The organism is Kribbella sp. CCNWLW201 (assembly GCF_037203805.1).
GTDB lineage: Bacteria > Actinomycetota > Actinomycetes > Propionibacteriales > Kribbellaceae > Kribbella.
Window position 1 is genome coordinate 741,555 of the sequence record NZ_JBBCBQ010000001.1, and the last position, 22,818, is coordinate 764,372.

Annotated in this window: 28 protein-coding genes and 1 riboswitch; of the genes, 13 read left to right on the top strand and 15 right to left on the bottom strand. The window is 66.9% G+C overall.

Annotation, left to right across the window (positions count from 1 at the left end; all coding sequences use genetic code 11):
* The first annotated feature begins 133 nt into the window (after positions 1-133).
* The 4 genes from V9K99_RS03425 to V9K99_RS03440 all read left to right on the top strand — a co-directional run bounded on the left by V9K99_RS03425 (position 134) and on the right by V9K99_RS03440 (position 2,452).
* Positions 134-499, top strand: coding sequence for a nuclear transport factor 2 family protein (locus V9K99_RS03425; RefSeq protein ID WP_337010701.1), 366 nt, complete (start codon positions 134-136; stop codon positions 497-499).
* Between the two features lie 160 nt (positions 500-659).
* A complete protein-coding gene (locus tag V9K99_RS03430; RefSeq protein ID WP_337010703.1) occupies positions 660-1,148 on the top strand; it encodes a GNAT family N-acetyltransferase in 489 nt (162 codons plus the stop codon).
* A gap of 324 nt (positions 1,149-1,472) precedes the next feature.
* Positions 1,473-1,838, top strand: a complete 366-nt coding sequence (locus V9K99_RS03435) for a hypothetical protein (RefSeq protein WP_337010705.1) — start codon at positions 1,473-1,475, stop codon at positions 1,836-1,838.
* Between the two features lie 122 nt (positions 1,839-1,960).
* Positions 1,961-2,452: a hypothetical protein gene (locus V9K99_RS03440; RefSeq protein ID WP_337010707.1), complete on the top strand. Its 492-nt coding sequence runs from the start codon at positions 1,961-1,963 to the stop codon at positions 2,450-2,452.
* 241 nt (positions 2,453-2,693) lie between these two features.
* On the opposite strand, the gene V9K99_RS03445 is transcribed toward V9K99_RS03440, so the two are convergent.
* The 3 genes from V9K99_RS03445 to V9K99_RS03455 all read right to left on the bottom strand — a co-directional run bounded on the left by V9K99_RS03445 (position 2,694) and on the right by V9K99_RS03455 (position 5,369).
* Positions 2,694-3,017 (bottom strand): hypothetical protein, encoded by a 324-nt coding sequence (locus V9K99_RS03445; protein WP_337010709.1) that lies wholly within the window; start codon positions 3,015-3,017, stop codon positions 2,694-2,696.
* Between the two features lie 201 nt (positions 3,018-3,218).
* Positions 3,219-3,380, bottom strand: coding sequence for a hypothetical protein (locus tag V9K99_RS03450; RefSeq protein ID WP_337010711.1), 162 nt, complete (start codon positions 3,378-3,380; stop codon positions 3,219-3,221).
* 462 nt (positions 3,381-3,842) lie between these two features.
* On the bottom strand, positions 3,843-5,369 hold the full coding sequence (locus V9K99_RS03455; RefSeq protein ID WP_337010713.1) for a pentapeptide repeat-containing protein: 1,527 nt from the start codon (positions 5,367-5,369) through the stop codon (positions 3,843-3,845).
* 229 nt (positions 5,370-5,598) lie between these two features.
* Here V9K99_RS03455 and V9K99_RS03460 point away from each other — a divergent pair, with 229 nt between their 5' ends.
* Both V9K99_RS03460 and V9K99_RS03465 read left to right on the top strand, forming a co-directional pair.
* The gene (locus tag V9K99_RS03460; protein WP_337010715.1) at positions 5,599-6,138 is read left to right on the top strand and encodes a histidine phosphatase family protein; all 540 of its coding nucleotides are present in this window, start codon (positions 5,599-5,601) and stop codon (positions 6,136-6,138) included.
* 104 nt (positions 6,139-6,242) lie between these two features.
* Positions 6,243-7,001: a DinB family protein gene (locus V9K99_RS03465; protein ID WP_337010717.1), complete on the top strand. Its 759-nt coding sequence runs from the start codon at positions 6,243-6,245 to the stop codon at positions 6,999-7,001.
* Positions 7,002-7,057: 56 nt separating this feature from the next.
* Here the strand turns inward: V9K99_RS03465 and V9K99_RS03470 are convergent, their stop codons facing one another.
* Complete coding sequence (locus tag V9K99_RS03470) at positions 7,058-7,729, bottom strand: Pr6Pr family membrane protein (RefSeq protein ID WP_337010719.1); 672 nt, start codon at positions 7,727-7,729, stop codon at positions 7,058-7,060.
* Positions 7,730-7,968: 239 nt separating this feature from the next.
* On the opposite strand from V9K99_RS03470, the gene V9K99_RS03475 reads away from it, so the two are divergent.
* The 4 genes from V9K99_RS03475 (at position 7,969) to V9K99_RS03490 (ending at position 9,686) form a co-directional block, all read left to right on the top strand.
* Positions 7,969-8,346, top strand: a complete 378-nt coding sequence (locus V9K99_RS03475; RefSeq protein WP_442914767.1) for an ArsR/SmtB family transcription factor — start codon at positions 7,969-7,971, stop codon at positions 8,344-8,346.
* A complete protein-coding gene (locus V9K99_RS03480) occupies positions 8,343-9,089 on the top strand; it encodes a cation diffusion facilitator family transporter (RefSeq protein WP_337010721.1) in 747 nt (248 codons plus the stop codon). Before V9K99_RS03475 ends, V9K99_RS03480 begins: the two co-directional genes overlap by 4 nt.
* A 67-nt stretch (positions 9,090-9,156) precedes the next feature.
* A complete protein-coding gene (locus tag V9K99_RS03485; protein WP_337010723.1) occupies positions 9,157-9,330 on the top strand; it encodes a hypothetical protein in 174 nt (57 codons plus the stop codon).
* Positions 9,331-9,347: 17 nt separating this feature from the next.
* On the top strand, positions 9,348-9,686 hold the full coding sequence (locus V9K99_RS03490; protein WP_337010725.1) for a hypothetical protein: 339 nt from the start codon (positions 9,348-9,350) through the stop codon (positions 9,684-9,686).
* A gap of 105 nt (positions 9,687-9,791) precedes the next feature.
* Here the strand turns inward: V9K99_RS03490 and V9K99_RS03495 are convergent, their stop codons facing one another.
* Positions 9,792-10,166 carry a hypothetical protein gene (locus V9K99_RS03495; protein ID WP_337010728.1) on the bottom strand — a complete coding sequence of 125 codons (375 nt, stop codon included), beginning with the start codon at positions 10,164-10,166 and terminating at the stop codon, positions 9,792-9,794.
* Positions 10,167-10,334: 168 nt separating this feature from the next.
* Positions 10,335-10,449, top strand: a riboswitch (SAM riboswitch).
* Positions 10,450-10,460: 11 nt separating this feature from the next.
* Between V9K99_RS03495 and V9K99_RS03500 the strand changes: the two genes are divergently transcribed.
* Positions 10,461-11,006 carry a GNAT family N-acetyltransferase gene (locus tag V9K99_RS03500; protein ID WP_337010730.1) on the top strand — a complete coding sequence of 182 codons (546 nt, stop codon included), beginning with the start codon at positions 10,461-10,463 and terminating at the stop codon, positions 11,004-11,006.
* Positions 11,007-11,057: 51 nt separating this feature from the next.
* Entirely contained in the window at positions 11,058-11,768 is a 711-nt protein-coding gene (locus V9K99_RS03505) for a class I SAM-dependent methyltransferase (RefSeq protein WP_337010732.1), read from the top strand.
* A 104-nt stretch (positions 11,769-11,872) separates the two neighbouring features.
* On the opposite strand, the gene V9K99_RS03510 is transcribed toward V9K99_RS03505, so the two are convergent.
* From V9K99_RS03510 to V9K99_RS03520, 3 genes are all read right to left on the bottom strand, one after another.
* Positions 11,873-12,403: a GNAT family N-acetyltransferase gene (locus V9K99_RS03510; RefSeq protein ID WP_337010734.1), complete on the bottom strand. Its 531-nt coding sequence runs from the start codon at positions 12,401-12,403 to the stop codon at positions 11,873-11,875.
* A gap of 72 nt (positions 12,404-12,475) precedes the next feature.
* Entirely contained in the window at positions 12,476-12,826 is a 351-nt protein-coding gene (locus V9K99_RS03515) for a hypothetical protein (RefSeq protein ID WP_337010736.1), read from the bottom strand.
* A gap of 72 nt (positions 12,827-12,898) precedes the next feature.
* Positions 12,899-13,765, bottom strand: a complete 867-nt coding sequence (locus V9K99_RS03520; protein ID WP_337010738.1) for an HIRAN domain-containing protein — start codon at positions 13,763-13,765, stop codon at positions 12,899-12,901.
* Positions 13,766-13,996: 231 nt separating this feature from the next.
* On the opposite strand from V9K99_RS03520, the gene ilvA reads away from it, so the two are divergent.
* Positions 13,997-15,289: a threonine ammonia-lyase IlvA gene (ilvA, locus tag V9K99_RS03525; protein ID WP_337010740.1), complete on the top strand. Its 1,293-nt coding sequence runs from the start codon at positions 13,997-13,999 to the stop codon at positions 15,287-15,289.
* A gap of 97 nt (positions 15,290-15,386) precedes the next feature.
* Here the strand turns inward: ilvA and V9K99_RS03530 are convergent, their stop codons facing one another.
* From V9K99_RS03530 to rhaI, 7 genes are all read right to left on the bottom strand, one after another.
* Entirely contained in the window at positions 15,387-15,932 is a 546-nt protein-coding gene (locus tag V9K99_RS03530) for a hypothetical protein (RefSeq protein ID WP_337010742.1), read from the bottom strand.
* Between the two features lie 112 nt (positions 15,933-16,044).
* The gene (locus V9K99_RS03535; RefSeq protein ID WP_337010744.1) at positions 16,045-16,254 is read right to left on the bottom strand and encodes an alpha-L-rhamnosidase C-terminal domain-containing protein; all 210 of its coding nucleotides are present in this window, start codon (positions 16,252-16,254) and stop codon (positions 16,045-16,047) included.
* A gap of 235 nt (positions 16,255-16,489) precedes the next feature.
* Positions 16,490-16,732 (bottom strand): LuxR C-terminal-related transcriptional regulator, encoded by a 243-nt coding sequence (locus V9K99_RS03540; protein WP_132213325.1) that lies wholly within the window; start codon positions 16,730-16,732, stop codon positions 16,490-16,492.
* A 5-nt stretch (positions 16,733-16,737) separates the two neighbouring features.
* Complete coding sequence (locus V9K99_RS03545) at positions 16,738-18,171, bottom strand: rhamnulokinase (RefSeq protein WP_337010748.1); 1,434 nt, start codon at positions 18,169-18,171, stop codon at positions 16,738-16,740.
* Complete coding sequence (locus tag V9K99_RS03550; protein WP_337010750.1) at positions 18,168-19,610, bottom strand: L-fucose/L-arabinose isomerase family protein; 1,443 nt, start codon at positions 19,608-19,610, stop codon at positions 18,168-18,170. Before V9K99_RS03550 ends, V9K99_RS03545 begins: the two co-directional genes overlap by 4 nt.
* An 8-nt stretch (positions 19,611-19,618) precedes the next feature.
* Positions 19,619-21,658, bottom strand: a complete 2,040-nt coding sequence (locus tag V9K99_RS03555; protein WP_337010752.1) for a bifunctional aldolase/short-chain dehydrogenase — start codon at positions 21,656-21,658, stop codon at positions 19,619-19,621.
* Positions 21,655-22,818 carry an L-rhamnose isomerase gene (gene rhaI, locus V9K99_RS03560; protein ID WP_337010754.1) on the bottom strand — a complete coding sequence of 388 codons (1,164 nt, stop codon included), beginning with the start codon at positions 22,816-22,818 and terminating at the stop codon, positions 21,655-21,657. The genes V9K99_RS03555 and rhaI overlap by 4 nt, the downstream gene beginning before the upstream one ends.

Here is a 22,818-nt window from a genome sequence, read left to right on the forward strand (position 1 = left end):
GCAACGGTGGACGCACGGGATGCACCTGCTCGGCGAACCGACGAGCGGGCTCCGTGACCTGCGTTCATTCCGCAGCAATGAATAAAGTTGAGGCAGCCAGCTTGGCCGCTTTGAGCGCTGAAGGGGAACCGTGATGGACAACGACACAGCACTCATCGTCGCGACGGTCCACGACTACTTCGACGGGTGGTTCGACGGTGACGTTTCGCGCATGGAGCGAGCGCTTCACCGCGATCTCGTCAAGCGGTCGCCTGGGCAGGATCAGGCGTCCACGCTCCCGTTCGTGACGGCCGAGCAGATGATCACCTGGACTGGCGAGGGCGAGGGTGTCCAGGTCGCCAGTGGTCTCGCTGACCGCGAGATCGAGGTCGACGTACTCGACGTCAAGCACGACATCGCTTCAGTGCTTGTCCGCTCTGAGCCGTACCACGAGTACCTTCACCTGGTCCGCACTCGCGACGGCTGGAAGATCGCGAATGCGCTCTGGTGTACGCCGTAACCGCGATTGATCTGAGCCCGAGGCGGCTGCCGGCTTCCACATCGACTGGGGGAGCACATCACCCCGACGGTGGGCAGGCTAGGTCGGGGTGAGCTTGGCCGGTAGAAAGCCGTTGTCACCTTCGGCGTCGTACACAAAACCGCACGAGGAGGTGGTGAGGATGACCGCAGTCGTACTCGATCTGACAGTGAGAGATCTGGCTGACGCCGATCTGGCCGCGTGTGGCTTTGCCGGCACCGAACTGCACCTGACGCAGGTTGCCAAGCAACTCGACCGAGCGCGTTCCGGGGAGGTCGACTACCTTGCCGTCTGCACGAAGACCGACCTACCCGTAGCTATCGGCGGGGTCGACTACCTGCCGCATCCGGGCGCAGGTTCGCTGTGGCAGTTGTCGGTGCACCCAGCGTTGCAGTCCTGCGGGATCGGGACAGTGCTCATTGGAGCCGCTGAGCAGCGGATCTTGGCCCGAGGTCTTGATCGGGCCGAGATCGGTGTCGAGCTGAGTAACCCTCGAGCCCGTGCCCTCTACGAGCGGCTGGGCTACGTCGCGTACGACGAGACGCTCGAGTCTTGGGACCAGCAAAACCCTGACGGCTCGATCACGCGACACGAGACGATGTGCGCTCAGATGCGCAAGGACCTGAGCTAGGGCAACCAACGGAGAGCCCGTCGCCTGCTGTTTGCCAACAACCTTGCCAACGGCGGCCACAGATCGCACCGGACAACCCTGGACAGTCCGCCGGACCGGCGGGTGCACTCAGGCGTGCTGTAGTCAGGGATGCCTTGAACTCGACTGCGGATCAGAAGGATGGGGTTACTGGCGGCCGGTTAGTTACTCGCGGCCAAGCACGAGGCGGCTTGCCGCTACATCGAATGCGTCACCGAGGACATCGGCGTACTTGACACACACTTGCGGTCCCGGACAGCACTCCGCAGCCGGCGGCCGTCCGTCGACGCGCCGATACTTGGTGCCGTGGATGCCCGGGTGAAGACCTTTGTCGGCGAGGCGCGCGAGCGCTTCGGCTTTCTGCTTGATGCGGGATTCAGCGAGCCGACGCTCGACGGCCCCGGCGGCCACCCTGTCGTTCTGACCCTGACCTATGTGCGGGCAGATGCACGAGTCGACGTCAGTCTCGTCTTGGCCTACATGGGCGAAGAGGACGTCAGTTCGACGCTGCGTACGACCACCGGTCACATTTTGAGGCCGGTCCGACAACGGCCCACACGGCGTACCAGATGCGACGCGCATTGGACCACCAAGCAGCCGCCATACGGACGGCGTTGGAGCCCGAAAACCCGTGACACTCGCGGACTGTCGAGGAAGGTCGGAGTCGATTGATGGACCGAGTGCCGGGTGACTGGCAGGTGGTGGACTCCTAACCGCAGGTCCGCTCAGTTCGTTCGGTAGGGCAGTACAACAAAGCCCAGGACACTGGCGCGCGAGCCGCGCACAATGGCGCCATGTTGGAGGAGATCGTGCCGGGCGGAGAGACGCCTACGCCTGCCCTGGTCGCTGCGTGGCTGGCTCTGGACACCCTGCGGGCGGAGTCCGTGCCGATGTGGGCGGCCAATTGGCTCATTCAGGGATATGACGGTACGTCGCTGGCGGAACTGGCCGGCCTCAGTCGGCGGGATACCCGTGAGGTTCGCGACCTGCTCCCGGCTGCTCTCGCGGACGCGGGCGTTGCCCCTTTGTCGTCACGGCAGGCCGCCCTCAAGGTGGCATACAACCACATCGCCACCATGCATCTGGCTGGCCGGGTCCGCTGGACCTGGGTCGTCAACCAAGTCGTCGTACTTGTGATTGGCAACGAGTACGTCACCGAGGCCTTCGAACAGCCCCTCGGCGATCTGTGGGGAATCGACGACGAGCGGGGCGAACCGTGGAGCCGGACGGATGACGAGCTAGCCGGAATCGTGCGCCAGGCATGCATCGACCAGGTGCAGCAATGACGGGATGCTTAGGCCGTGTTGCTAAAGGTCTGGACCCAGTGGAGTGTGGCTGCGAGGCACTGACCGGAGTGGTGGTTTCGGGCAGTCTTGTCTGATCGCATTGCCAGCCCACGCCACGGTTTCAGCCTGTTGAAGCACCGCTCTACGACGTCGCGGCCCCGGTAGCGCTCACCCTGCTCGTCACCGAAGCCGATCGGCCTCCCGGGCCGCTTGCCCGCGCGCACCACGAAGTGTCGACTGGTCAGACGGGGTCGGTGAACGAGATCGGCTTGCCGGTGGCGCGGGCGTAGGCGATCTCCCTGCTCGTGGACTCGCCGATATACCCGCCGGGGTTGACGACCAGAACGCGGTCAGCCAGGTCGATCTTGCGCAGGTGCAGGGCGCCTAACGCGGTCTCCTGCTCGGTGGTGATGAACTCGTTTGCTTCGTGATCCTCGGCGCGCGGGAAGACGCCTGGCGCGACGACGATGGCGCCTGCAAAGGTCAAGTCGCGGTTCGCCGCGTGCATCTCGTCCACGAACCGGGCAGAGCCGCAGATGCACACAATCTCAGGTCGGTCAGGCACAGCTCAGTCCTTGGATCGAACGGGTAACCGTCAGTGCGCGCGTTGACGTCACGGACAGGAACACGAGCCAACAGTTTACGCAGCGAGATGGACACGGCCGCGCTGTCGCAGGCGAGAGGCGTGGCCCATGCGTGAGACGGCGCTCGACGCCGAAATCTGGGGCGGCGCGCCCGGCTCACCAACTCCCTTTAGCAACACGGCCTAGGGGATCGGCTGGAGATAGCGTTCAAGGACCTGTGACTTGTAGTAGGGGCCGTCGCCGTCGGCATCGTGTTGCGGTTCGTCGAACTCGACCCACCAGGTACGTTCCAGCCCTCGCCGGGTAGCGACCTCTTCGAACGGTTCACCGAACGGGGATGCCATGATCAATCCGGTCGGCTCCGCAGGCCAGGGTCCCGGGCCGAACTCCGGGTCCTGGATAGCACGAACGCGCGACCCCACACCCAGCTTCACAGCCAACCCCTGGCGCCAGCCTCTTCACCCATGGGCTCAACGTACACATCCGCCGCGACTCGCGCGCTCACGCCGATGAGCACCCAGCCGAGTGGAACCATCTAGACGGCGATAGGGCCTCAGCCTTGAGCGCCTATTGGTTGGTCGGGCGAATGTGTAGTTGTCGCCTTGGTCGATGCTGGCCAGGCCTTCGAGCGAGGTGAAGGTCGCGAGTTCGTTGGCGGCAAGAGGCTTGCTTGCTGGTCGAGGATTGACGGGCGGATCGCGTCGTACCGGTAGTGCACGAAGTAGTGCTGGCTGGCTTCGAGTGGGTCTCCGTATGCAGTGCAGGCCAGGTCGAGGTCGGCCACGCAGCTAGCAGAGGCGGGTGTTCTAGCGTTTTACGCGGCCTCGGAGGGCTAGGAGGATTAGGCCGAAGAACAAGGGGCCGAGTAGGCGTAGGGCTATGTCCATGAATTGTCCGGCTGTGGTCAGGTCGCGCTCTGGTGCGCGCAGGAGGCTGACGGTGCTGTAGGCGCTGTAGAGCACGGAAGTGGTGAGCGTCGTGGGCTCGGTGAAACCCCACGCGTATAGACCGAGCGCGAAGACGAGCACCGTGACGAGGAGGGCGGTGAGTGCACGGCTGGCTCGGAGGCCGTAGCCCGCGACGAGCCAGTACAGGAAGAGCAGGACGCGCTCGGAGCGTGGGCATTCGGCGGCGCGCCGCATTTCCATCTCGCCGTAGTAGAAGTCGGCGGCAGCCGGCTCGTTCCCGGCCTTCTCGTCTGCCTTGCGCAGGGAACGGTAGATCTCGGCGATCGAGGCAGGGTCTGGCGCCACGGTGTTGCTGACGAAGTCGAAGGACCGATGCGAGAGCAGCTTGAGGAGGGCCGGCGCCTGCCACCTTGCCTCGTCACTCGCACGCGTGGCCCGCTTTTCGTCGACGGGTTCGAAGGCTGCTCGCCACACGACCTCGTCCGCCACTACGCGCCGCCTCGTCCACCAGCGGACCGGTGGCCAGGCCCGGACCCAGCGCACCCCGCGCGGCGTTCGGCCGAACGTCCGGCTTCCTTCGATCCGCAGCCCGTCGAGGTTGCGGGCGCCGCGGAACAGGCAGGCGGACAGGTTCACGCCCGACAATGACAAGAAGCCGGCGTCGACCAGGTTGAGTGAGATGAGCGAGGGTTGCTGCGGGAGTCCCAGCCGCTCGAGCGGGGCCTCGTCGAAGAGATCGCCCTCGTCGTAATCAGCCAGCGCACGCTCGAAGACGCCGATGGTCGCGGCCAAGGTCGACGGTTGCCGAAACACCGCGTGATCCAGGACGACCAACGCGCGGCGGACCCGCATCAGCGTGGCCCGGTTGAAAGTCGTCGCCATGCAGGTCAGTTCCCGTGCCACGACGTCGATCGTTGCCACGCCCTCAAATTGTGACCCGTCGAGGCGGATGGACTTGGTCGAGAACACGGGGCCGATTGCGGCCTCGCCGTGGACGACGACACCTGGAAGGGCGAGCGTTTCGCGCGAGCGGGTTCCGTACAGGGAGAGCGACTCGAATTCGCACTCACTGAAGTCAGCTCCGAGTTCGAACAAGACGCGTTCGAACGTCCCGTGGGTGAAGTGCACACCGTGGAAGGTGGCGTTACTGCGGAATCGTGCGCGGGAGAAATACGCGTCGTCCTCGAACGAACAGTTGCTCATGAACAGCGGCTGCTCGAACAGTGTTCCTTCGAAGGCCGCCCCACCGGCGAAGGTGATCCCGTCGAAGCTGGAGACGTTGACGAAGGTGGCTCCTGAGAAGTCTGCGCGAACCAGGGCGGGACGCTCCGTGCCGATCGATGCCGCATGCGCGATCAGCTCGTCGAGGAGCGCGCGGTCGATGATGAGTCCCCGAGTGAACGCGACGTCCTGTCCGTCCGACACGCCATTCAAGACGCGCTCGCGTTCGGTCGGAGGAGCGTGGACAAAACACTCGGCATCGGCGATCGCCACACCGCGGCAGCGGACGCCATCGACACGGTGCTTACACCGCTCGTCCTCCCACGGCACTCGACCGTTCGGGTCCACAGTCGCAGTCTGGCAGACCCCCAACTCGAGGTGCACGCGCCGGACGGGCGGCACTCGACCCGGTGCGTGCGATATCAATGCGGGCATGCCCAGCGTCTTTCTCATTCGTCACGGCGAGCCAGGGTCCCCGCAGATCGATGCGGAAGGGTGGTGGGGCCCGGCCCGTGACTGGGCGCCGCTGACAGCTCAGGGCGTCGAGCAGGCCAAGGCGGCCGGCCGAGAGCTCCGGCAGGTGGGGGCGCACCGCATCGTGGCCTCTCCGATGACTCGGGCACTGCAGACAGCGAGTCTCATCGCTGCCGAGACCCATCTGCCGCTCACGGCCGTCGAGATCGACCTGCGTGAGTGGTTGCCGGACTCCACGCTGTCCTGGCGGGGACTCAGCGACGTACAAGCCCTCAGCAGCGACTTCGAGCAATGCCACGGCGAGTGGCCGGACGGTGAGACCCGCCGCTGGGAACCTCTTTCCTCCGTACGGCGCCGAGCACTCAACGCACTGCGGAGACAGGCCGCCGGCCACTCTGAGCCCTTCATCGCCGTCTGCCACGCGGGCGTGATCCGAGCCTTGACCGGCGACGCAAACACCGAACATTGCGGCATCCGAGTCCTCGAAGGCGTGTCCTGACAAACAGGCGAGCCAGGTACGGCGCTGGGCGATGCGCGATTGATTGTCGGAGGGGTCAGGCAGACTGTGGTCGCAGCAGTAGGGCAGCAGACAAAGGAGGCGTCATGGCAACGTTCACCCGGTCTGACGACCTGCGGGGAGCGAAGTTCGTCGATGCGGATCTGCGTGAGGCCCGGTTTGTCGGGGCTGACCTGTCCGGTGTGGTGATGCGCGGCGTCGAGGTGCGGGAGACAGAGATCGACGCACCCTGGCTCTTCGACGGCGAGAACTTCTTGCGCGTCAACGGCGTCGACGTGATCCCACTCGTCGACGCCGAACTCAACCGCCGCTTCCCCGGCCGCGCCGACCGGCGCGCCGAAGATCCGGACGGTCTACGTACGGCGTGGGCTGCGCTCGAGCACACCTGGTCGGCGACCCTCGAGCGCGTCGCGACGATGCCGGACGGCACGGTCGACGTGTCGGTCGCGGGCGAGTGGTCGTTCGCACAGACTCTGCGGCACCTAGTCCTTGCGACGGACATGTGGCTGGGCCGGGCGATTCTGGAAATCGAGCAGCCGTTCCACCCGATCGGTCAAACGGACACGGGCACCGAGGACGACGGCATGGACATGTCGGTTTTCACGACGACCAAACCGTCGTACGCCGAAGTCCTCGACGTCCGCGCGGGTCGCGTCGCCATGGTGCGCGACTTCCTCGCCACAGTCACACCGGAGGTGCTGGCCGAGACGCGCCGGAATCCCCACTCCCCCGAACACTCCGAGACCGTCCTCTCCTGCCTGCACGTGATCCTCGAGGAGGAGTGGGAGCACAACCGGTACGCCGTACGCGACCTCGACGCAATCCAGGCCGGGTACGACGCCTGAGCGGCCTGGCGCGTGTGATCCGACAGCGACACACCTCTGCATCCGAGGTGCGGCCGCTACTCCCGGCCCGGCAGTTTCGCGTCGAGGGTCTTCAGCCCGAGCGCCAGCAGTACGCCGACCGCGACGACAACGACTGCGTTGCGGAGGGCTGCGCCGGCACCGATGTCGGTGACGTCGAGGAACGGGTACGGATACCAGTCGGTGAAGGCGCCTTGGGTGAAGATGTAGACGAGCCAGGCCACCGGCCACACGAACGCGAACGCGATGGTGCGCCAGCTGATGCGGGGCCGTGGGCCGAACACCAGCCAGGCGGCCAGCGTCGCCCACGGCGAGATGTAGTGAAACCCGATGGTCGCCAGCAGCGCAGCCCCGGTCAGGTCCATCTTCGGCGCCAGGACGATCGCGAACACCAGGCCGGTGATGACGATCCCGAGTAACGAGTCGAGGCGTGCGACGCGCCACACCGGACCGTCGCGGTGAGGCCGCCGTACCAACGCAAGCGCGACCACCAGCACGATCAGATTGCTCTCGATCGTGAAGAAGCTGAACAGCCTCCACAGCCGCGTACCGACACCGATCGACTCGCCGACCTCGCCGGAGTTCGCATCGGCCCCACCGGTGAAGATCAGCACCAGCTGGATGGTCAGCGCCGCGATGATGACCGCCGCGATGAGACCATGCGACCACCGCGAGACGCCCACCGCGCGCGAGCGAGCTTGACCGGCCACGGTTCGCCATTCTCCCGGCGACGTACCGGCTCAACCAAAGGCGCCACGCCGGGTGAGGTCGGCCTACGTACCTGTCCCATCCGGGCGGCGATGGTCTGCATCCCGATTGCACCGACCTCGGCATCGGCCCTCCGCCCGTGCCATCGGTCTGGGCGTATGACTTCGCCGATCTGTCCGGCACCCCGTGCTAGCGCCAGCTTTCACAATGGGGCGATAGGCGATAACATCGCCAAATGGCGATGAAAGCACGATCTGACGTCACGATGGAAGCCGGGCTCGACCTGATCGACGAGGCTGGGGCGCTGTCGGTGGCTGCGTGTTTGTTTCATGGATTCAGTGATCCGTCGCGGCTGGCGATCGTTCGGCACCTGGCGTTGGGGGATCACCGGGTCGTGGACCTCACCGAGCATCTTGGGCTGGCGCAGTCGACTGTCTCCAAGCACCTGGCCTGCCTGCGGGACTGCGGTCTCGTCGAGTCCCGCCCACAGGGACGCGCGTCGCTGTTCAGCCTGACTCACCCCGAGGCGACGCTCGAACTCCTGTCGGCGGCCGAGCGCTTGCTCGGCCTGACCGGTGACGCCGTCGCGCTTTGCCCTGTGTACGGCGTGAATTCGTGAGCGACCACCAGCCCCTGCAGATCCAGCCGCTGCAGCTCTCGACCACTTCGCCGAGCACCTGGACGACCGACCCCGAACAGCGACGCAAGCTGGGCCGCCGCGCACAGCTGCTCGCAGGTGCTTCGGTGACCTACAACGTGATCGAGGCGATCATCGCCATCACGGCTGGCCTCGTCGCCGGATCGGTGGCGCTGGTCGGGTTCGGGCTGGACTCGGTCGTCGAGGTGTCCAGCGGGCTGATCATCTTGTGGCAGTTCCGCCACCGCCTGCCCGAGTCTCGGGAACGTCAGGCGCTGCGGATGCTCGCGTTCTCGTTCTTCGCGCTGGCCGCCTATGTGACGTTCGAGTCGGTGCGATCTCTCGTCGGCGGCAGCGATCCCGACGTATCGCCGGTCGGGATCGGACTGGCGATCGCCTCCTTGATCGTGATGCCGTTCCTGTCGTGGGCACAGCGCCGTACCGGTAAGGCTCTTGGCTCGAACGCGGTCGTTGCCGACGGCACCCAAACGCTGCTTTGCACCTATCTGTCCGCTGTGCTGCTCGTCGGACTGGTGCTGAACGCCACACTCGGCTGGGGCTGGGCGGACCCAATCGCTGGACTCATCATCGCGGCAGTCGCGGTCCGCGAAGGCGTGGAGGCGTGGAAGGGCGAGGGGTGCTGCTCACCGATCGCGGGCGCCACCGGAGCCTCGGGGTGCGGATGCTCCCAAGGTGCCTGCGCTGACGGTTGCTGCGAGAACTGACCCCGATGGCCACGCTCACCCTGATCTTGTTCGCTGTCTACATCCTGCCGGCATCGGCCTGGCCCTGATGGTCCCCAACGTGGTCGCCCTTGCCGGCGCCGTCGTACTGATCACCGCCCTGCACCTACAGGTCCGCGTAGTCGAGGAGCCCTACCTCCTCACCACCCACGCCGACACCTACCCCCAGTACGCCGCCACCACCGGCCGCTTCCTCCCCCACATCGGCCGGCTGGCGGGTTGAGCGCTTATTGTCGATGGGTGAGCAAGCGGTTTGAGCGGGCGATGGGGCTGATGCGTCGGCGGGACCCGCAGGGTCGGGAGGATGGGTTTCGGCTGCTATTGCCTCACGCAAGCGATCATGTTGGTGAGCTCATGGCGGCGTTCGTCGAGGAGCGTGAGGATCACGGGTTGCGGTGCTGGCTGCTCGAGCTCATCGGTGAGGCTCGGTCGCCGAATGCTTTGTCGCTGCTCGTCGAGCAACTCCATGGCGACGATGAGTCTCTCCGGGACTGGGCGGTCAGGGGTCTGCAACTGCTCGATAGCAAGCCGGCGCGCGAAGAGCTTTGGAGGGCACGCGCCAATGGGCTGATCAGCTGACCCTCGTGCTTCCACAGGTACGACGCGGCATTGACGCGACGCCTCCCGCACGGGAACTGCAGGAGAGCACTCATCTGGCCCGGGTCCGTCGAGATGCCTCGGTCCTCAGATGAACTGGGGAACGATCATGATTGCGGCGAGGATCAGGGCGATGAAGGACAGGATCCAGCCGATCACGGCCAGCGGCTTGCCGCGGCGGGGGCCGATGCAGCCGATGACCGCGAGGACGATCCCGAGCAGGCCGAAGGGGAGAGGGGAGTAGGCCCGCAGGTTGTCCAGGTTGTAGGGGAGCATCCACACTCCGCACCCGATCAGACCGAGGATCACCGCGGCCACAGCCAGCGAGGGACCCTTCGGAGGGTCCACCGGAGCTGGTCCGCCGGGCCACCCGCGGCCGTGGGGGTCGGTCCAGGGTTGTTGCTGAGGTTGGTTCGGCGGTGCGGGGTACGCGTTCGGTTCGGGCGGCGGGCCGTAGCTCATGAGAACTCCACAGTGGCGGAACGGCTTCTGGCTAACGCGTTGCTGAGCACCGTATCCCTCGACAGGTTCAGACGAACCAGCAGAGGAGAGAGCGAGGCGCGGGTTCGAGCAGCTCGCTCGTGGATATCCGTCGAGGTTTGACCGTCTCGCTGTTACGGTTTGGGGGTTGGTCATGAGTGTCAGCGCGTAGCCCCGGCTTGCTGGCCGGCAACCCTCCTCGTGGGTGGGGTGCCCCGGGTGAGGACCAGGTTCGGCACGTCGGGTGCCGGGCAAGCCGCGAGATGGAGGATCGTCATGGCAGCGCTGGGGTTCCGTTCGGCCACCGCAAACGACGCTGAGCGGGTTGCGTCGCTGCACGCGGACAGTTGGCGTCGGCATTATCGGGGTGCATACGCGGACTCGTTCCTCGACGGCGACGTCGAGGCCGATCGTCGTGAGGTGTGGTCGAAACGGCTGGCCGCACCGACCGACACCGCCACCGTCTTGGCTGAGTACGACGGTCAACTGGTCGGCTTCATTCACGTCGAGTTCGACAAGGACGCCAGGTGGGGCAGCCTTGTCGACAATCTGCATGTCGACCATAGACAGCGCCGTACCGGCATCGGTACCCAACTCCTGGCCCGCGCTGCGGGCGCCATCACCGACCAGGCGGTCGGCAACGCGATGTACCTGTGGGTGCTGCAGCAGAACACCGATGCGCAGCACTTCTACCTCGCCTCCGGAGCCAGCTGCGTGGAAACGGCAGAGGTACCACCGCCCGGCGGAGATCCCACCCGCCTGAACGGCACTCCGGCCTGCCTCCGCATGTCCTGGCCAGACGCCTCACAACTTACCCGCTGAGTTAGCTGACGGCAGACTGATTGCGCCGAAGTGCGTCGGTAGGTTCGAGGTATGACGGCTATTGCTCGGTACGACGAGGTCGCGGAGTACTACGCCTCCGGCTGGACGGACGATCTCACGGATCCGGTCAGTGTCTCCCTCTTCGAGCTCCTGGGCGACGTTGCCGGACAACGAGTGCTGGATGTTGCCTGCGGCCACGGACGCATCAGTCGCGGGCTCGCGCGCAAGGGCGCTTCCGTGGTCGGCGTAGACGTCTCGGCCGCGATGCTCAGCAAGGCGGAAGAGCTCGAGCGGAACGAACCGCAGGGCATCCGCTATCTGCACGCGGATGCGGCCGACCCGGGACTGCTGCAAGGCGATGAGTACGACGCCGCCGTCTGCAGCATGGGTTTGTCCGACATCGACGACCTGGACGGTGCACTGACCAACATCCGTCGGCTACTGCGCCCCGGCGGCGTCTTCGCCTTCACGATGCTGCATCCCTGTTTTCCTGGGATAGAAGGCGTATCCGCCGCCTGGCCGTCCGACGGGACGTACTACGACGAGCGCTACTGGCAGGCCGACGCCTCGCTCTCAACACTCCGCCAGCAAGTCGGCGCCAACCACCGCACCCTGTCGACCTACCTCAACACCCTCCACCACCACGGCTTCACCCTGACCCGAACAGCCGAACCCCAGCCAAGGATCGAGCCGTCATCCCCCCGAGAAGCCATGACAAGATTCCCGGTCTTCCTCGTCGCAGCCTGCCGAACGACAGCCTGACTCAAACGGCGAGTCAAGCGACGGATCCCTCCTCGAAAAACTCCTCCACGACGACGCCTGAGCCCCAGGACGCGCGGCCGATTCCGGTACGGCGGTGTTGCCGGTTATCGGGTGATTCGGTAGATGACGTGGTGGCGGAGGGAGTCGTTTTCGGGGACTGAGGAGTCTTCGAAGTCGTCGGCGGGGTTGCGGGTCATGCCGAGGCGTTGCATGACCGCTTGGGAGCGGAGGTTGGTGGAGGTCGTGATCGCGAGGATCTCCTGGAGCTCCAGCTTGTCGAAGCCGAAATCCAGTGTCGCCCGGGCGGCTTCGGTGGCGTAGCCGTGGCCCCAGGACGAGCGGGCCAGGCGCCAGCCGATCTCGACGCCGCTGACAGGCATGCCGGGCTCGACGTCGTCCAGGCCGGCGAAGCCGACGAACTCGCCGGTCGCCTGCACCTCGACCGCCCACCAGCCGTACCCACGTTCGTCGAACTCAGCCTGAAACGAAGCGACCGAAGCATCACTCTGCTCCCGGCTCAGCACTGAACCCAGATACTCACGCACCTCCGGGTCGGCGTTCATCGCGGCCCACGGTTCGAGATCGGACTCCCGCCAGCGGCGAAGCAGCAAGCGCTCGGTGCGCAGTTCATCCATACCGCAACCCAACGCGAACCACCCCCACCCAGCAAATCCATTTCCGCGCCAGCCCGACGGCCTTCGTGTTGATCAGGTGCGCTGGGCGGCGGTGGTGAGTTGCGTCAGGCGGGCTTCTACGAGGGCGGTTGTTTGGAGGGGTGGATCGGGGTGTTGGCCGGTCAGGGTGGTGCCGAGGGAGGTTAGTTCGGCGTGCAGGATGTCGCGCAGGATTTCGTCCGGTACGGCGAAGACGGCGAGCAGGGCCTGGTCGGGTGGGAGGGCGTGGTCCAGCGTGGCCACGGTCTCCCGGCGCTGCTCGTCGGTCGGGTCGGCAGGCAGGGAGACCGCCGTACGGTGAACCAGTAGGGCCAGCTCGTCCGACGACAGGTGCCGCAGGGTTCGCGCGGCCAGGTCCGCGTCGGGCTCCGGCATGAGTTCCATGGCCGGAGCCTAGTTGCGGTCAAGTAGCTCCGCAGTACCCGCCAAGGGGCGTGGTGAGTACTGCGCAGCCGCCTAGTTGGCTTCTTTCGTCGCCCAGTAGTGCCATTGCGGGGACGCGACTGGGGAACGGGTCAGGCCGTCCGGCCAGGTGGCCGGCAGGTCGTGACTCCGCGCCGCGTACAGGATCACCTCCGATGCGATGCGGTCGCCGCGGACGGCGACACGGGCGGCGGTCTCGGCGCGCATGTCGGACAGGTAGTGGATGGCCGGCAGGAACTCGGCACTCAGGCGCGGACTGAGCCGCCCGACCGGTTCGTCGTCGAGTCTGACCTCGACCACGATCCGGTGCCGGTCCTGGATGCCGTCCTCCTCCTCGACCGCGTGCATGGTGGCGTACGCCCAGCACTCGCCCTCCGCCCGGAAGAACGGTGCCAGTACGTCGGGATGCACCTCGCTGCCCGGGACGACGATGCCGCTGCCGGGCGGCAACAGGTGATAGCTGCCTGGCGGGGGCAGGTTCACCGGGACCAGCATGTGCGGCTGCCCGAGGGCCACCGCGACACTCGCGTGAAACTCCGTCTCCTGATCGCCTTTGCCCTCCCAGTCGGCCGGCTCCCACTCACTGACCCACAGGTGGCACGGCACCTGCGGTTGCAGGCCTTGGGCCACCAGCTCTGACAACACCGGGTGGTACCGGTGCGCATCGTCCCTCGGCAGGTAGCCGACAACCTTCCCCTGCACCCGTACGGCGATGGATCGGGGATCGAATCGGTTGTGCGGTTCCGGGACCAGATCCGCGTCGGTGTCCAGGTCTGCTCCTCGCGCTGGGATGGGGTCGGGGAACAGGCTTCGGATCGCCTGCTCGTGCGGGGCCTCCCGCACGACTTCCTGACCACACCACAGGGCGTCTCCCCACAGACTGAACGGAATCAGTTCCATTCGTGCCCTCCAGTCCACTGTGACCGGCTTTACTCGGCTCATCCCGTCCAGGACCCTGGCCGTTACACCGAGTGAGCGTATGAAAACTAGACTGCCCAGTGAAGGGCCGTTTCACGCCTAACACAAGGGTCTGTTGCGCAAAGGTATCCGCCCGTCCGTACTGTGGACGCGGATCGTCTTGTGTTGCGAGCGAATCGGCGAAGATCGTGCATATGCACGGGAAGGAACGTCATGCAGGGCAGTAGTTCAACCGCTCGTTCGACGACCGGAACAGGCCAGAATCTGGTTGACGCAGCAGCCGTCGAAGACGCGGTCAAGCGGCTCGACGAGGTCGCGGTGCGTACACCGTTGCAACGGAATCTCCGGCTGTCCGAGCGCACCGGCGCCCAGGTCTGGCTCAAGCGCGAAGACCTGCAGATCGGCCGCTCCTACAAGCTCCGCGGCGCCTACAACCTGATCGCCCAGCTGGACGACGATCAGAAGGCGGCCGGCGTGGTCTGCGCCAGCGCGGGCAACCACGGCCAGGGCCTCGCCTACTCGTGTCACATCCTCGGTGTCCAGGGCAAGGTCTTCGTTCCGCGGACGACGCCCCGCCAGAAGCGCGACCGGATCGCGGCACTCGGCGGCAAGCAGATCCAGGTGATCGTCACCGGTGACACGTACGACGACGCGGCCGCCGCGGCCCTGGCCGAGGTCGACGCCACCGGGGCGACGATGGTTCCCGCGTTCGACGACCCGAGAACCGTTGCGGGACAAGGGACTGTGGCGGTCGAGCTGGTCGACCAGCTCGGTCACGCGCCCGACGTACTGGTGGTGCCTGTCGGTGGCGGCGGCCTGATCGCCGGCGTCGCGAGCTGGCTGGCCGAGCGTCATCCCGGCGTACGCATCGTCGGTGTCGAGCCCGCCGGGGCGGCGAGCATGGCGGCGGCGCTGGAGGCCGGCGAGCCGGTGACGTTGCCGCATCTCGACAGTTTCGTGGATGGAGCTGCGGTGCGACGCGTTGGCGACGTGACGTTGCCGTTGGTCGCAAAGGCAGGCATCGAAATGCTCTCGGTGCCAGAAGGCTTGGTGTGCAGCGAGATGCTCGAGCTGTACCAGACCGATGGATTGATCGCCGAGCCCGCGGGCGCGCTGGCAACAGGTGCCTTGGGCAACGGTCTGGACGTTCGTCCCGGTGAGAGCGTGGTCTGCCTGCTCTCCGGCGGGAACAACGATGTCAGCCGGTACGGCGAGATCCTCGAGCGATCGCTGGTGCACGAAGGGCTGAAGCACTACTTCCTGGTGACGTTCCCGCAGGAGCCCGGTGCACTGCGAACGTTCCTGGACGAGACGCTCGGACCGGACGACGACATCACGCTGTTCGAGTACGTGAAGCGGAACAACCGGGAGACCGGTGTCGCGCTGGTCGGCATCGAGATCAGCCGGCCCGACGATCTGGACGGACTGCTGAACCGGATGGAGGCGGCCCCTCTCGACATCGAGCGGATCAGCCCGAACTCACCGGAGTTCCGCTACCTGATCTGAACGCACTGATCCCGCCGGAGGAGCCTGGCACACCTGCTTCCGGTCAGATGCCGTCAACGGCCCCGTTGCGCTCCGGCGGGATCAGCGCGTCCGCGAGTCAGTGCCTCGAATGCTTCGGGTGTTCCTCCGGATGGTCCGGCTTGGACGCCTCGGGCTCGGGGTACGGCTGGCGGCGCGGGTCGTCCGGATGCCGCCCGTCGGCCCAGTGCTCGTCGGTCGGCTGCCCGTCCCGGCCCCAGTCGGACTCGTCACGGCCCTTGCCCCAGGTGGCTGCTTGAGGTGTCGACTCATCCGGGTGCAGGTCTTCCGCCCGGGTGCGGTGCTCGTCGGCCTCAGACTGGGCTTCCGTGGCGGCCTCGCGCCGCTCGGTCGCACCGGCCGCGAGCCGGCGTGCCTCGGCCGCCTTCTCGTCGGCGACGGCCTGCGCCTTGCGTGACCGTGCCTCGACCTCGTCGGCCGCGGCGTGCTGCTTCTCCGCCCGTACCTCCGACGCCCTGGCCTGCTGCTCCTGCTCGTACGCCTCCTGCCGGTCCCGTTCGGCCCGGCGCTGCGACGACTTCCGTGTCGCCCCGGCGATCAGTGCCACCAGGATGACCAGTGCCGCCAGGGCGATGACGATCCACAAGACGGTCATTCCGTCCATCGTTCCTCCTCGGCTCGATGCTCGGACCCCCGGTACCCCCTCGCTCCGGCGCCTAACGTGCCGTGATGGCGGCTGACACGCGGTGATGCAGCCTGACGCGGCGTGACGTGCGCTAACCGGCCGTGAAGTGATAGGTGCCTGAGGCAACTTCCTTGACGGTGGTGGTGCCGTCGCGGGCTGGGATGCGGATGCTTGCGGTCGTATTTGGGGGGATGGTCACGTCGAGGGTCAGGCCGTCGGGGGTGGAGCGCCAACTGCTTGCGACTTCGCCGTACGGCGTTTGGAGCCGGAGTGAGGCGGACGTGATGCCGGTGCCCGGCACCGGGGCACGGCGCGGCCGATCTTGGTCAGCACCGGCAGCAGCCCGTCCACCCCGAGGAACCGGGTCGAGAGGTGAACGTCGCGCCGGATCACCGTCTGCGCGAAGTGTTCGCCGGCCGAGTCGACCAGGTCCGCCGGAGCAGTACCACGCTGAGCAAGCAGCCCAGCCTGGAGCGGACGGACATGGGCGAACTCCTGCGAAAGAAGGGGTGGTTTCCTGCAGGGGAGGTGGGACGTCAGACCAGGCCGCGGCGGGCAGCCCAGACGATCGCTTCGATGGCGGTGCCGAAACCGAGCCGGTCGCACACCATCCGGGTACGGCGGCGGACGGTCCGCTCGGACAGGTCGAGCCGGCGGGCCACGGAATCCACCGGCAACCCGGTGGCGAGGAGCCGGAGCAGTTGCAGGTCGTCGTGGCTGATCTCGCGCGGCGGCACCCGGCGAGCAAGCGGGCGGAGTTCCTGGGGGAGGACGGTCATACGGATCACCTTGTTCCGAACACCCGGGACTCGGCGGCGTCCCAGTCGGCCGGTTTTCCCTGCGGCTCGTAGCGCCGCAGTTGATGAGTGGCACGAACCAGGGCGCGCATCGCACCCAGGTCCGGCAGTGGTTCGCCCAGCGCACGCGCCTGGACGAGGACGTTGCCCAGCGCGGACGCCTCGACCGGCCCGGCCAGCACGGGCAGTCCACAGGCGTCGGCGGTCAACTGACAGAGCAGCTCGTTCTGCGACCCGCCACCGATGACGTGCAGTACGTCGACCGGCCGGTCCGCGATCGACTGCGCCTGCCGCAACGTACGGCGATAGGCCAGCGCGAGACTCTCCAGCACACAGCGAACCGTGGCCGCCTGCGACCGCGGCGGCTCTTGACCGGTCGCTCGGCAGTGCTCCTCGATCCGGCGCGGCATGTTGCCGGGCGCAAGGAATTCGGGGGCGTCCGGATCGATCAGTACGGCGAACGGCGGGGCGTCGGCGGCGTCACGGAGCAAGGTCGGCAGATCGTCGGCGCCCCAGATCCGCTGGCACTCCTGCAGGATCCAGAGCCCCATCACGTTCTTCAGGAACCGGGTCCGCCCGTCGACCCCACCTTCATTCGTGAAGTTGGCATCCCGCGCCTCGGCCGACACGACCGGTGACTCCAGCTCGAGCCCGACCAACGACCAGGTGCCGGACGAGATGTACGCAAACCGCTCGTCAGCAGCAGGTACGGCGACCACCGAAGACGCAGTGTCATGCGACCCAACCGCGATCACCGGCGTGATTGCCGCCAGCCCGGTCTCCTCGGCCACGGCAGGCAGCAGAGTCCCCACCACGTCACCCGGCTCCCGCAGTCGCGGCAGTAGCTCGAGCGGCACACCAACCCGCGTCGCCAGGCTCTCGCTCCAACTCCGCGCACGCACGTCGTACAACTGCGTGGTGGAGGCATTGGTCCGCTCAGCACCGATCTCACCGGTCAGCCAATAGCCAAGCAGGTCGGGGATCATCAGCAGCTTGTCCGCTTGCTCCAGCAGTCCTTCGGCGGCTAGCTGGTAGATGGTGTTGAAGGGGAGCTGCTGGAGACCGGTGATCGCGTAGAGCTCCTCAGCGGAGACCCGCTCGAGAACCTTCTCCATGACGCTGTTGGTGCGGGCGTCGCGGTAGTGGACGGGGTTGCCCAGGAGGCGGCCATCCGAGTCCAGGAGGCCGTAGTCGACGGCCCAGGAGTCGATGCCGATGGTGTCGACGGCACCCGCCTGGGCGAGGCCTTCGAGGATGGAGCGGTAGAGGTGGAGGATGTCCCAGTGGAGGGTGTCCCGCAGCTGCACCGGACCGTTCCAGAAGCGGTGGATCTCGGACAGGGTCAGCACACCATCACCAACAGAGCCCAGCATCACCCGCCCGCTGGACGCCCCCAGATCCACCGCCGCGACACGCTTCATGGCGAGACGACGGTCAGGTCGAGGTGGAGCAGGTCCGCGACCGCCTGCAGGTCCTTGGCGCGGTGACCGGTACCGAGCGCCCAGTGGTGCGCCACGCCCGACCCGGACCACGCGTCGGTCCACTCACCCGGGTCGCACCCGAAATCGACCCGCGACGTGGTGTTCCCGATCTGCAGCAGCGGCCCGGGTACGACGGTGCCCTCGGACGCGATCAGGTTGAACGAGCCGTCCCGGCGCTGACCGAGACCGCACGCCGTCACCGGCCCATGCTTCACGTCGAACTCGACGGACACACCCCAGCCACGCTTGCCGTGGTACACGCCGAGCCCGCGCAGCAACGGCTTGGCCGAGCTGATCGCCAGGTGCGCCGGCCCGTCGTGACCCATCTCGACCACGTTGTCGTGGAAGTTCAGCGCCTGCAGCTCGGTGAACGACCCACCCGCGCCGAGCCGGTCCATCACCAGCATCGCCAGCGACGTCCGCAGCTCGTACTCACCCGCCGCCGGAATCCCCCTTGCCGTCAGCAACGAAGCGCCGAGGATCATCCCGGCCGCGACCCGCTCGTGCAGCTCGCCGTCGAGACCGCGGTGGTAATAGGCCAAGGAATCAAGGGAAAAGTCCTCGACCAGCCGGTCGAGCGCGACCGACACCGTCGCACCCCAGCGGAAGTCTTCCTCGACCACGGAGTCGTCCAGCGTGAAGATCTCCCGGGCCAGGTCCATCCGGGCCGCGGTCTCCGCCTCGGTCACCCTCTCGACCCGGACGCGGAGGTCGTCGATCTCCAGGATCTCGACATGCCCACCGAGCTGGGACGACACCAGCGTCGGGTCGGTGATGACGTCCATCATGCCCGGGTACAAGTGCCCGAGCAGACCGTGCCGCCCGTGCCGGAAAGCCGCCCGTACGCCGGCCGCCCGGATCCACCGGTCGATCCGGGCCCACGCCCGCTCGTCCTCGAGATAGCCCGACACCGAACGGAAGTCGATCCCGCAGCGCTCGAACGCGTTCGCCATCTCCGGCAGCGGACAGGCACCGCAGTACGCGAGCCAAGCGCCGGTGTCGAAGGTCGCGTGATCCATCGACTCGGTCGGCTGCAGGTTGAGCAGCAACACCGGCGCACCACTGCGCTGCGCAACCGGCACCAGCATCGACGCGGTCATGTAGGTGGTCAGGAAGCCGACGATCAGGTCGCAGTCGGCGAGCCGCAGCTTCTCGGCCGCGACCACACCTTCCTGTGCGTCCGAGATGAACCCGACGTCGACGACTTCACAGTCGAGGGCCGAGAACCGCTCGGACACGCGCCGAGCGGACGCCTGCAACTGCGGCAGCAGCTCGGGGAACTGCGGCCAGTAGGCACCCAGACCGCCCGCGACCAGCCCGATCCTGGTCTTGCGTGTGGTGATCCGCTCCAACCCGGGGCGGACATCCAGCTCCGTCATTGCGACTCCTAACGCAGGAACGCGGCGGCTACGCCGGCATCGACGGGTACGTGCAGACCGGTCGTGTGGGTCAGCTCCCCACCGGTCAGAGCGAAGACGGCCGCCGCGACGTGCTCCGGCAGCACCTCCCGCTTCAGCAACGTGCGCTGTGCGTAGTACGCACCCAGCTCCGACTCGGGTACGCCGTACACCGCCGCACGCTGTGCGCCCCAGCCCTTGGCGAAGATCCCGGATCCCCGTACGACGCCATCCGGGTTCACCCCGTTGACGCGGATGCCGTACTCGCCCAGTTCTGCGGCGAGCAGCCGGACCTGGTGGGCCTGGTCGGCCTTGGCCGAGCCGTAGGCGACGTTGTTCGGGCCGGCGAAGACGGAGTTCTTGCTGGAGATGTAGATGATGTCGCCGCCGATGGCCTGGTCGATCAGCACCTTCGCAGCCGCCCGCGACACCAGGAACGAACCCTTGGCCATCACGTTGTGCTGCAGGTCCCAGTCCTTGTCCGTGGTCTCCAGCAACGACTTGGAGATGGACAATCCGGCATTGTTGACAATCAGATCGACGCCACCGAAGGCGAGCACGGCCTCCCGCAGCGCCGCCTCGACCGCCTCCGCCGAGGACACATCGGCGCCCACGGCAACAGCAACGTCAGAGGACCCGATCTCCTTGGCCACTGCCTCGGCCGCGGCCAGATCCAGGTCGGCCACGACCACACAAGCGCCCTCAGCGGCCAGCCGTTGCGCGATCGCCTTCCCGATCCCCGAACCACCACCGGTGACAAAGGCCACTCGAGTCGCGAGCGGCTTCGGCTTGGGCATCCGCTGCAGCTTGGCCTCTTCCAGCGCCCAGTACTCGATCCGGAACTTCTCGCTCTCGTCGATCGGCGCGTACGTCGACACTGCCTCGGCGCCGCGCATCACGTTGATCGCGTTCACGTAGAACTCGCCGGCCACCCGAGCGGTCTGCTTGTCCTTGCCGAAGCTGAACATGCCGACACCGGGAACCAGCACGATGGCCGGGTCCGCACCACGCATCGGCGGGCTGTCCGGCTGCGCGTGCCGGTCGTAGTACGCCTCGTAGTCCTCGCGGTACTGCAGATGCAGCTCCCGCAGCCGGGTCACGGCCTCGTCGAGCGGCGCGGTCGCGGGCAGGTCCAGCACGAGCGGCCGCACCTTGGTCCGCAGGAAGTGGTCCGGGCACGAGGTGCCCAGCGCAGCAAGCTCAGCCAGCCTCTCCCGCGCGGTGAACTCCAGTACGACGTCCGAGTCGTTGAAATGACCCACCTGCGGCTTGTCCGTCGACGCGAGGCCGCGGATGACCGGCGCCAGCGCGGCCGCCCGCAACCGTCGTTCCTCGGCGGGGAGAGCCTCGAACCCAGGCACCACCGCACCGAAGGGTTCGGCGACACCACGCTCGGCCAGGAAGCGTTCCGCCGTACGGATGATGTCGAGGGAGTTCGCCTCGCACTCGGCCGAGGTCTCGCCCCACGCGGTGATGCCGTGGCCACCGAGAATGCAGCCGATCGCCTCCGGGTTCTCGCGCTTCACCTGGGCGATGTCCAGACCGAGCTGGAAACCGGGCCGCCGCCACGGCACCCAGACCACCCGGTCGCCGAAGCACTCGGCGGTGAGCTTCTCGCCGTCGGCAGCGGTCGCCAGCGCGATCCCCGAGTCCGGGTGCAGATGGTCGACATGTGGAGCGTCGACAAGACCGTGCATCGCGGTGTCGATCGAGGGGGCGGCGCCGCCCTTACCGTGCAGGCAGTAGTCGAACGCGGCGACCATCTCGTCCTCACGGTCGACGCCCGGGTACACGTCGACCAGCGAGTTCAGCCGGTCCAACCGCAGTACGGCGAGACCGGACGACGTCAGCGTGCCGAGGTCGCCGCCGGAGCCCTTCACCCAGACCAGATCGACCGGCTGCTGGGTGACCGGGTCGGTCGTCGTCCCCTTCGCCGACGTGTTCCCGCCGGCGTAGTTCGTGTTGCGCGGGTCGGCACCCAGTCTGTTGCTCCGCGCAACAAGTTCGGCTGCGGTGTCGGTCACTGTCATGCTCCCCATCCGGCCTGCTGGCCGTCGGCTCGGTCCTTGACGATCTGCTCGAAGTAGCCGCTGCGCTGGTAGGCGGCGACCGGGTTCGGGTCCAGGCCCTGCGACTCGCGCAGTTCGGCGAGCAGCGGGCGGACGTCGGTGTTGTAGGCGTCCATCAGCGCGGCGTTGGCAGCCAGCACGTCACCGGAGGCCTGGGCCTTCCGGAGTTCGTCGCGGTCGACCAGCAGCGCCTTCGCGGTCGCCTCCTGGACGTTCATCACCGAGCGGATGATGGCCGGGATCTTCACCTCGATGTTGTGGCACTGGTCGAGCATGAACGCGATTCCGCGGTCCGGGTCGAGGGCGTCGCCGCGGACGATCTCGTTCATGATCCGGAACAGCTGGAACGGGTCCGCCGCCCCGACCATCAGGTCGTCGTCGGCGTAGAACCGGCTGTTGAAGTCGAACGCACCGAGCTTCTCGGCCCGGAGCAGGAACGCGACGATGAACTCGATGTTGGTGCCCGGCGCGTGGTGCCCGGTGTCGATGCAGACCGTTGCCTTCGGCCCCAGCTCCAGGCAGTGCGCGTACGACGTACCCCAGTCCGGCACGTCGGTGGTGTAGAAGGCCGGCTCGAACAGCTTGTACTCCAGCAGCATCCGCTGGTCGTCGCCGAGCCGGTCGTACACCTCCTTCAACGCTTCGGCCAGCCGGTCCTGCCGATCCTGGATGTCATCCTGGCCCGGGTAGTTCGTGCCGTCGGAGAACCACAGCTTCAGGTCCCGGGACCCGGTCGCGTCCATGATGTCGACACACTCGAGCAGGTGGTCCGTCGCCTTCCGCCGTACCCGCGGGTCGGGGTTGGTGACACTGCCCAGCTTGTAGTCGTCGTCCTGGAACACGTTGCTGTTGATCGCGCCGAGCCGGACGCCCTGTTCCTTCGCGTACGCCGACAGGGCCGCGTAGTCGTCCACCTTGTCCCAGGGGATGTGCAGCGCGACGCTCGGGGCGACGCCGGTGTACTTGTGCACCACGGCGGCGTCCGCGATCTTCTCCTCCGGCGAGCGCGGCACACCAGGCTGGCTGAACACCTTGAACCGGGTGCCCGAGTTCCCGAACGCCCACGAGGGCAACTCGATCTCCTGGCGGCTCAGGGCGGTCTTCACAGCGTCGGTCGTCAT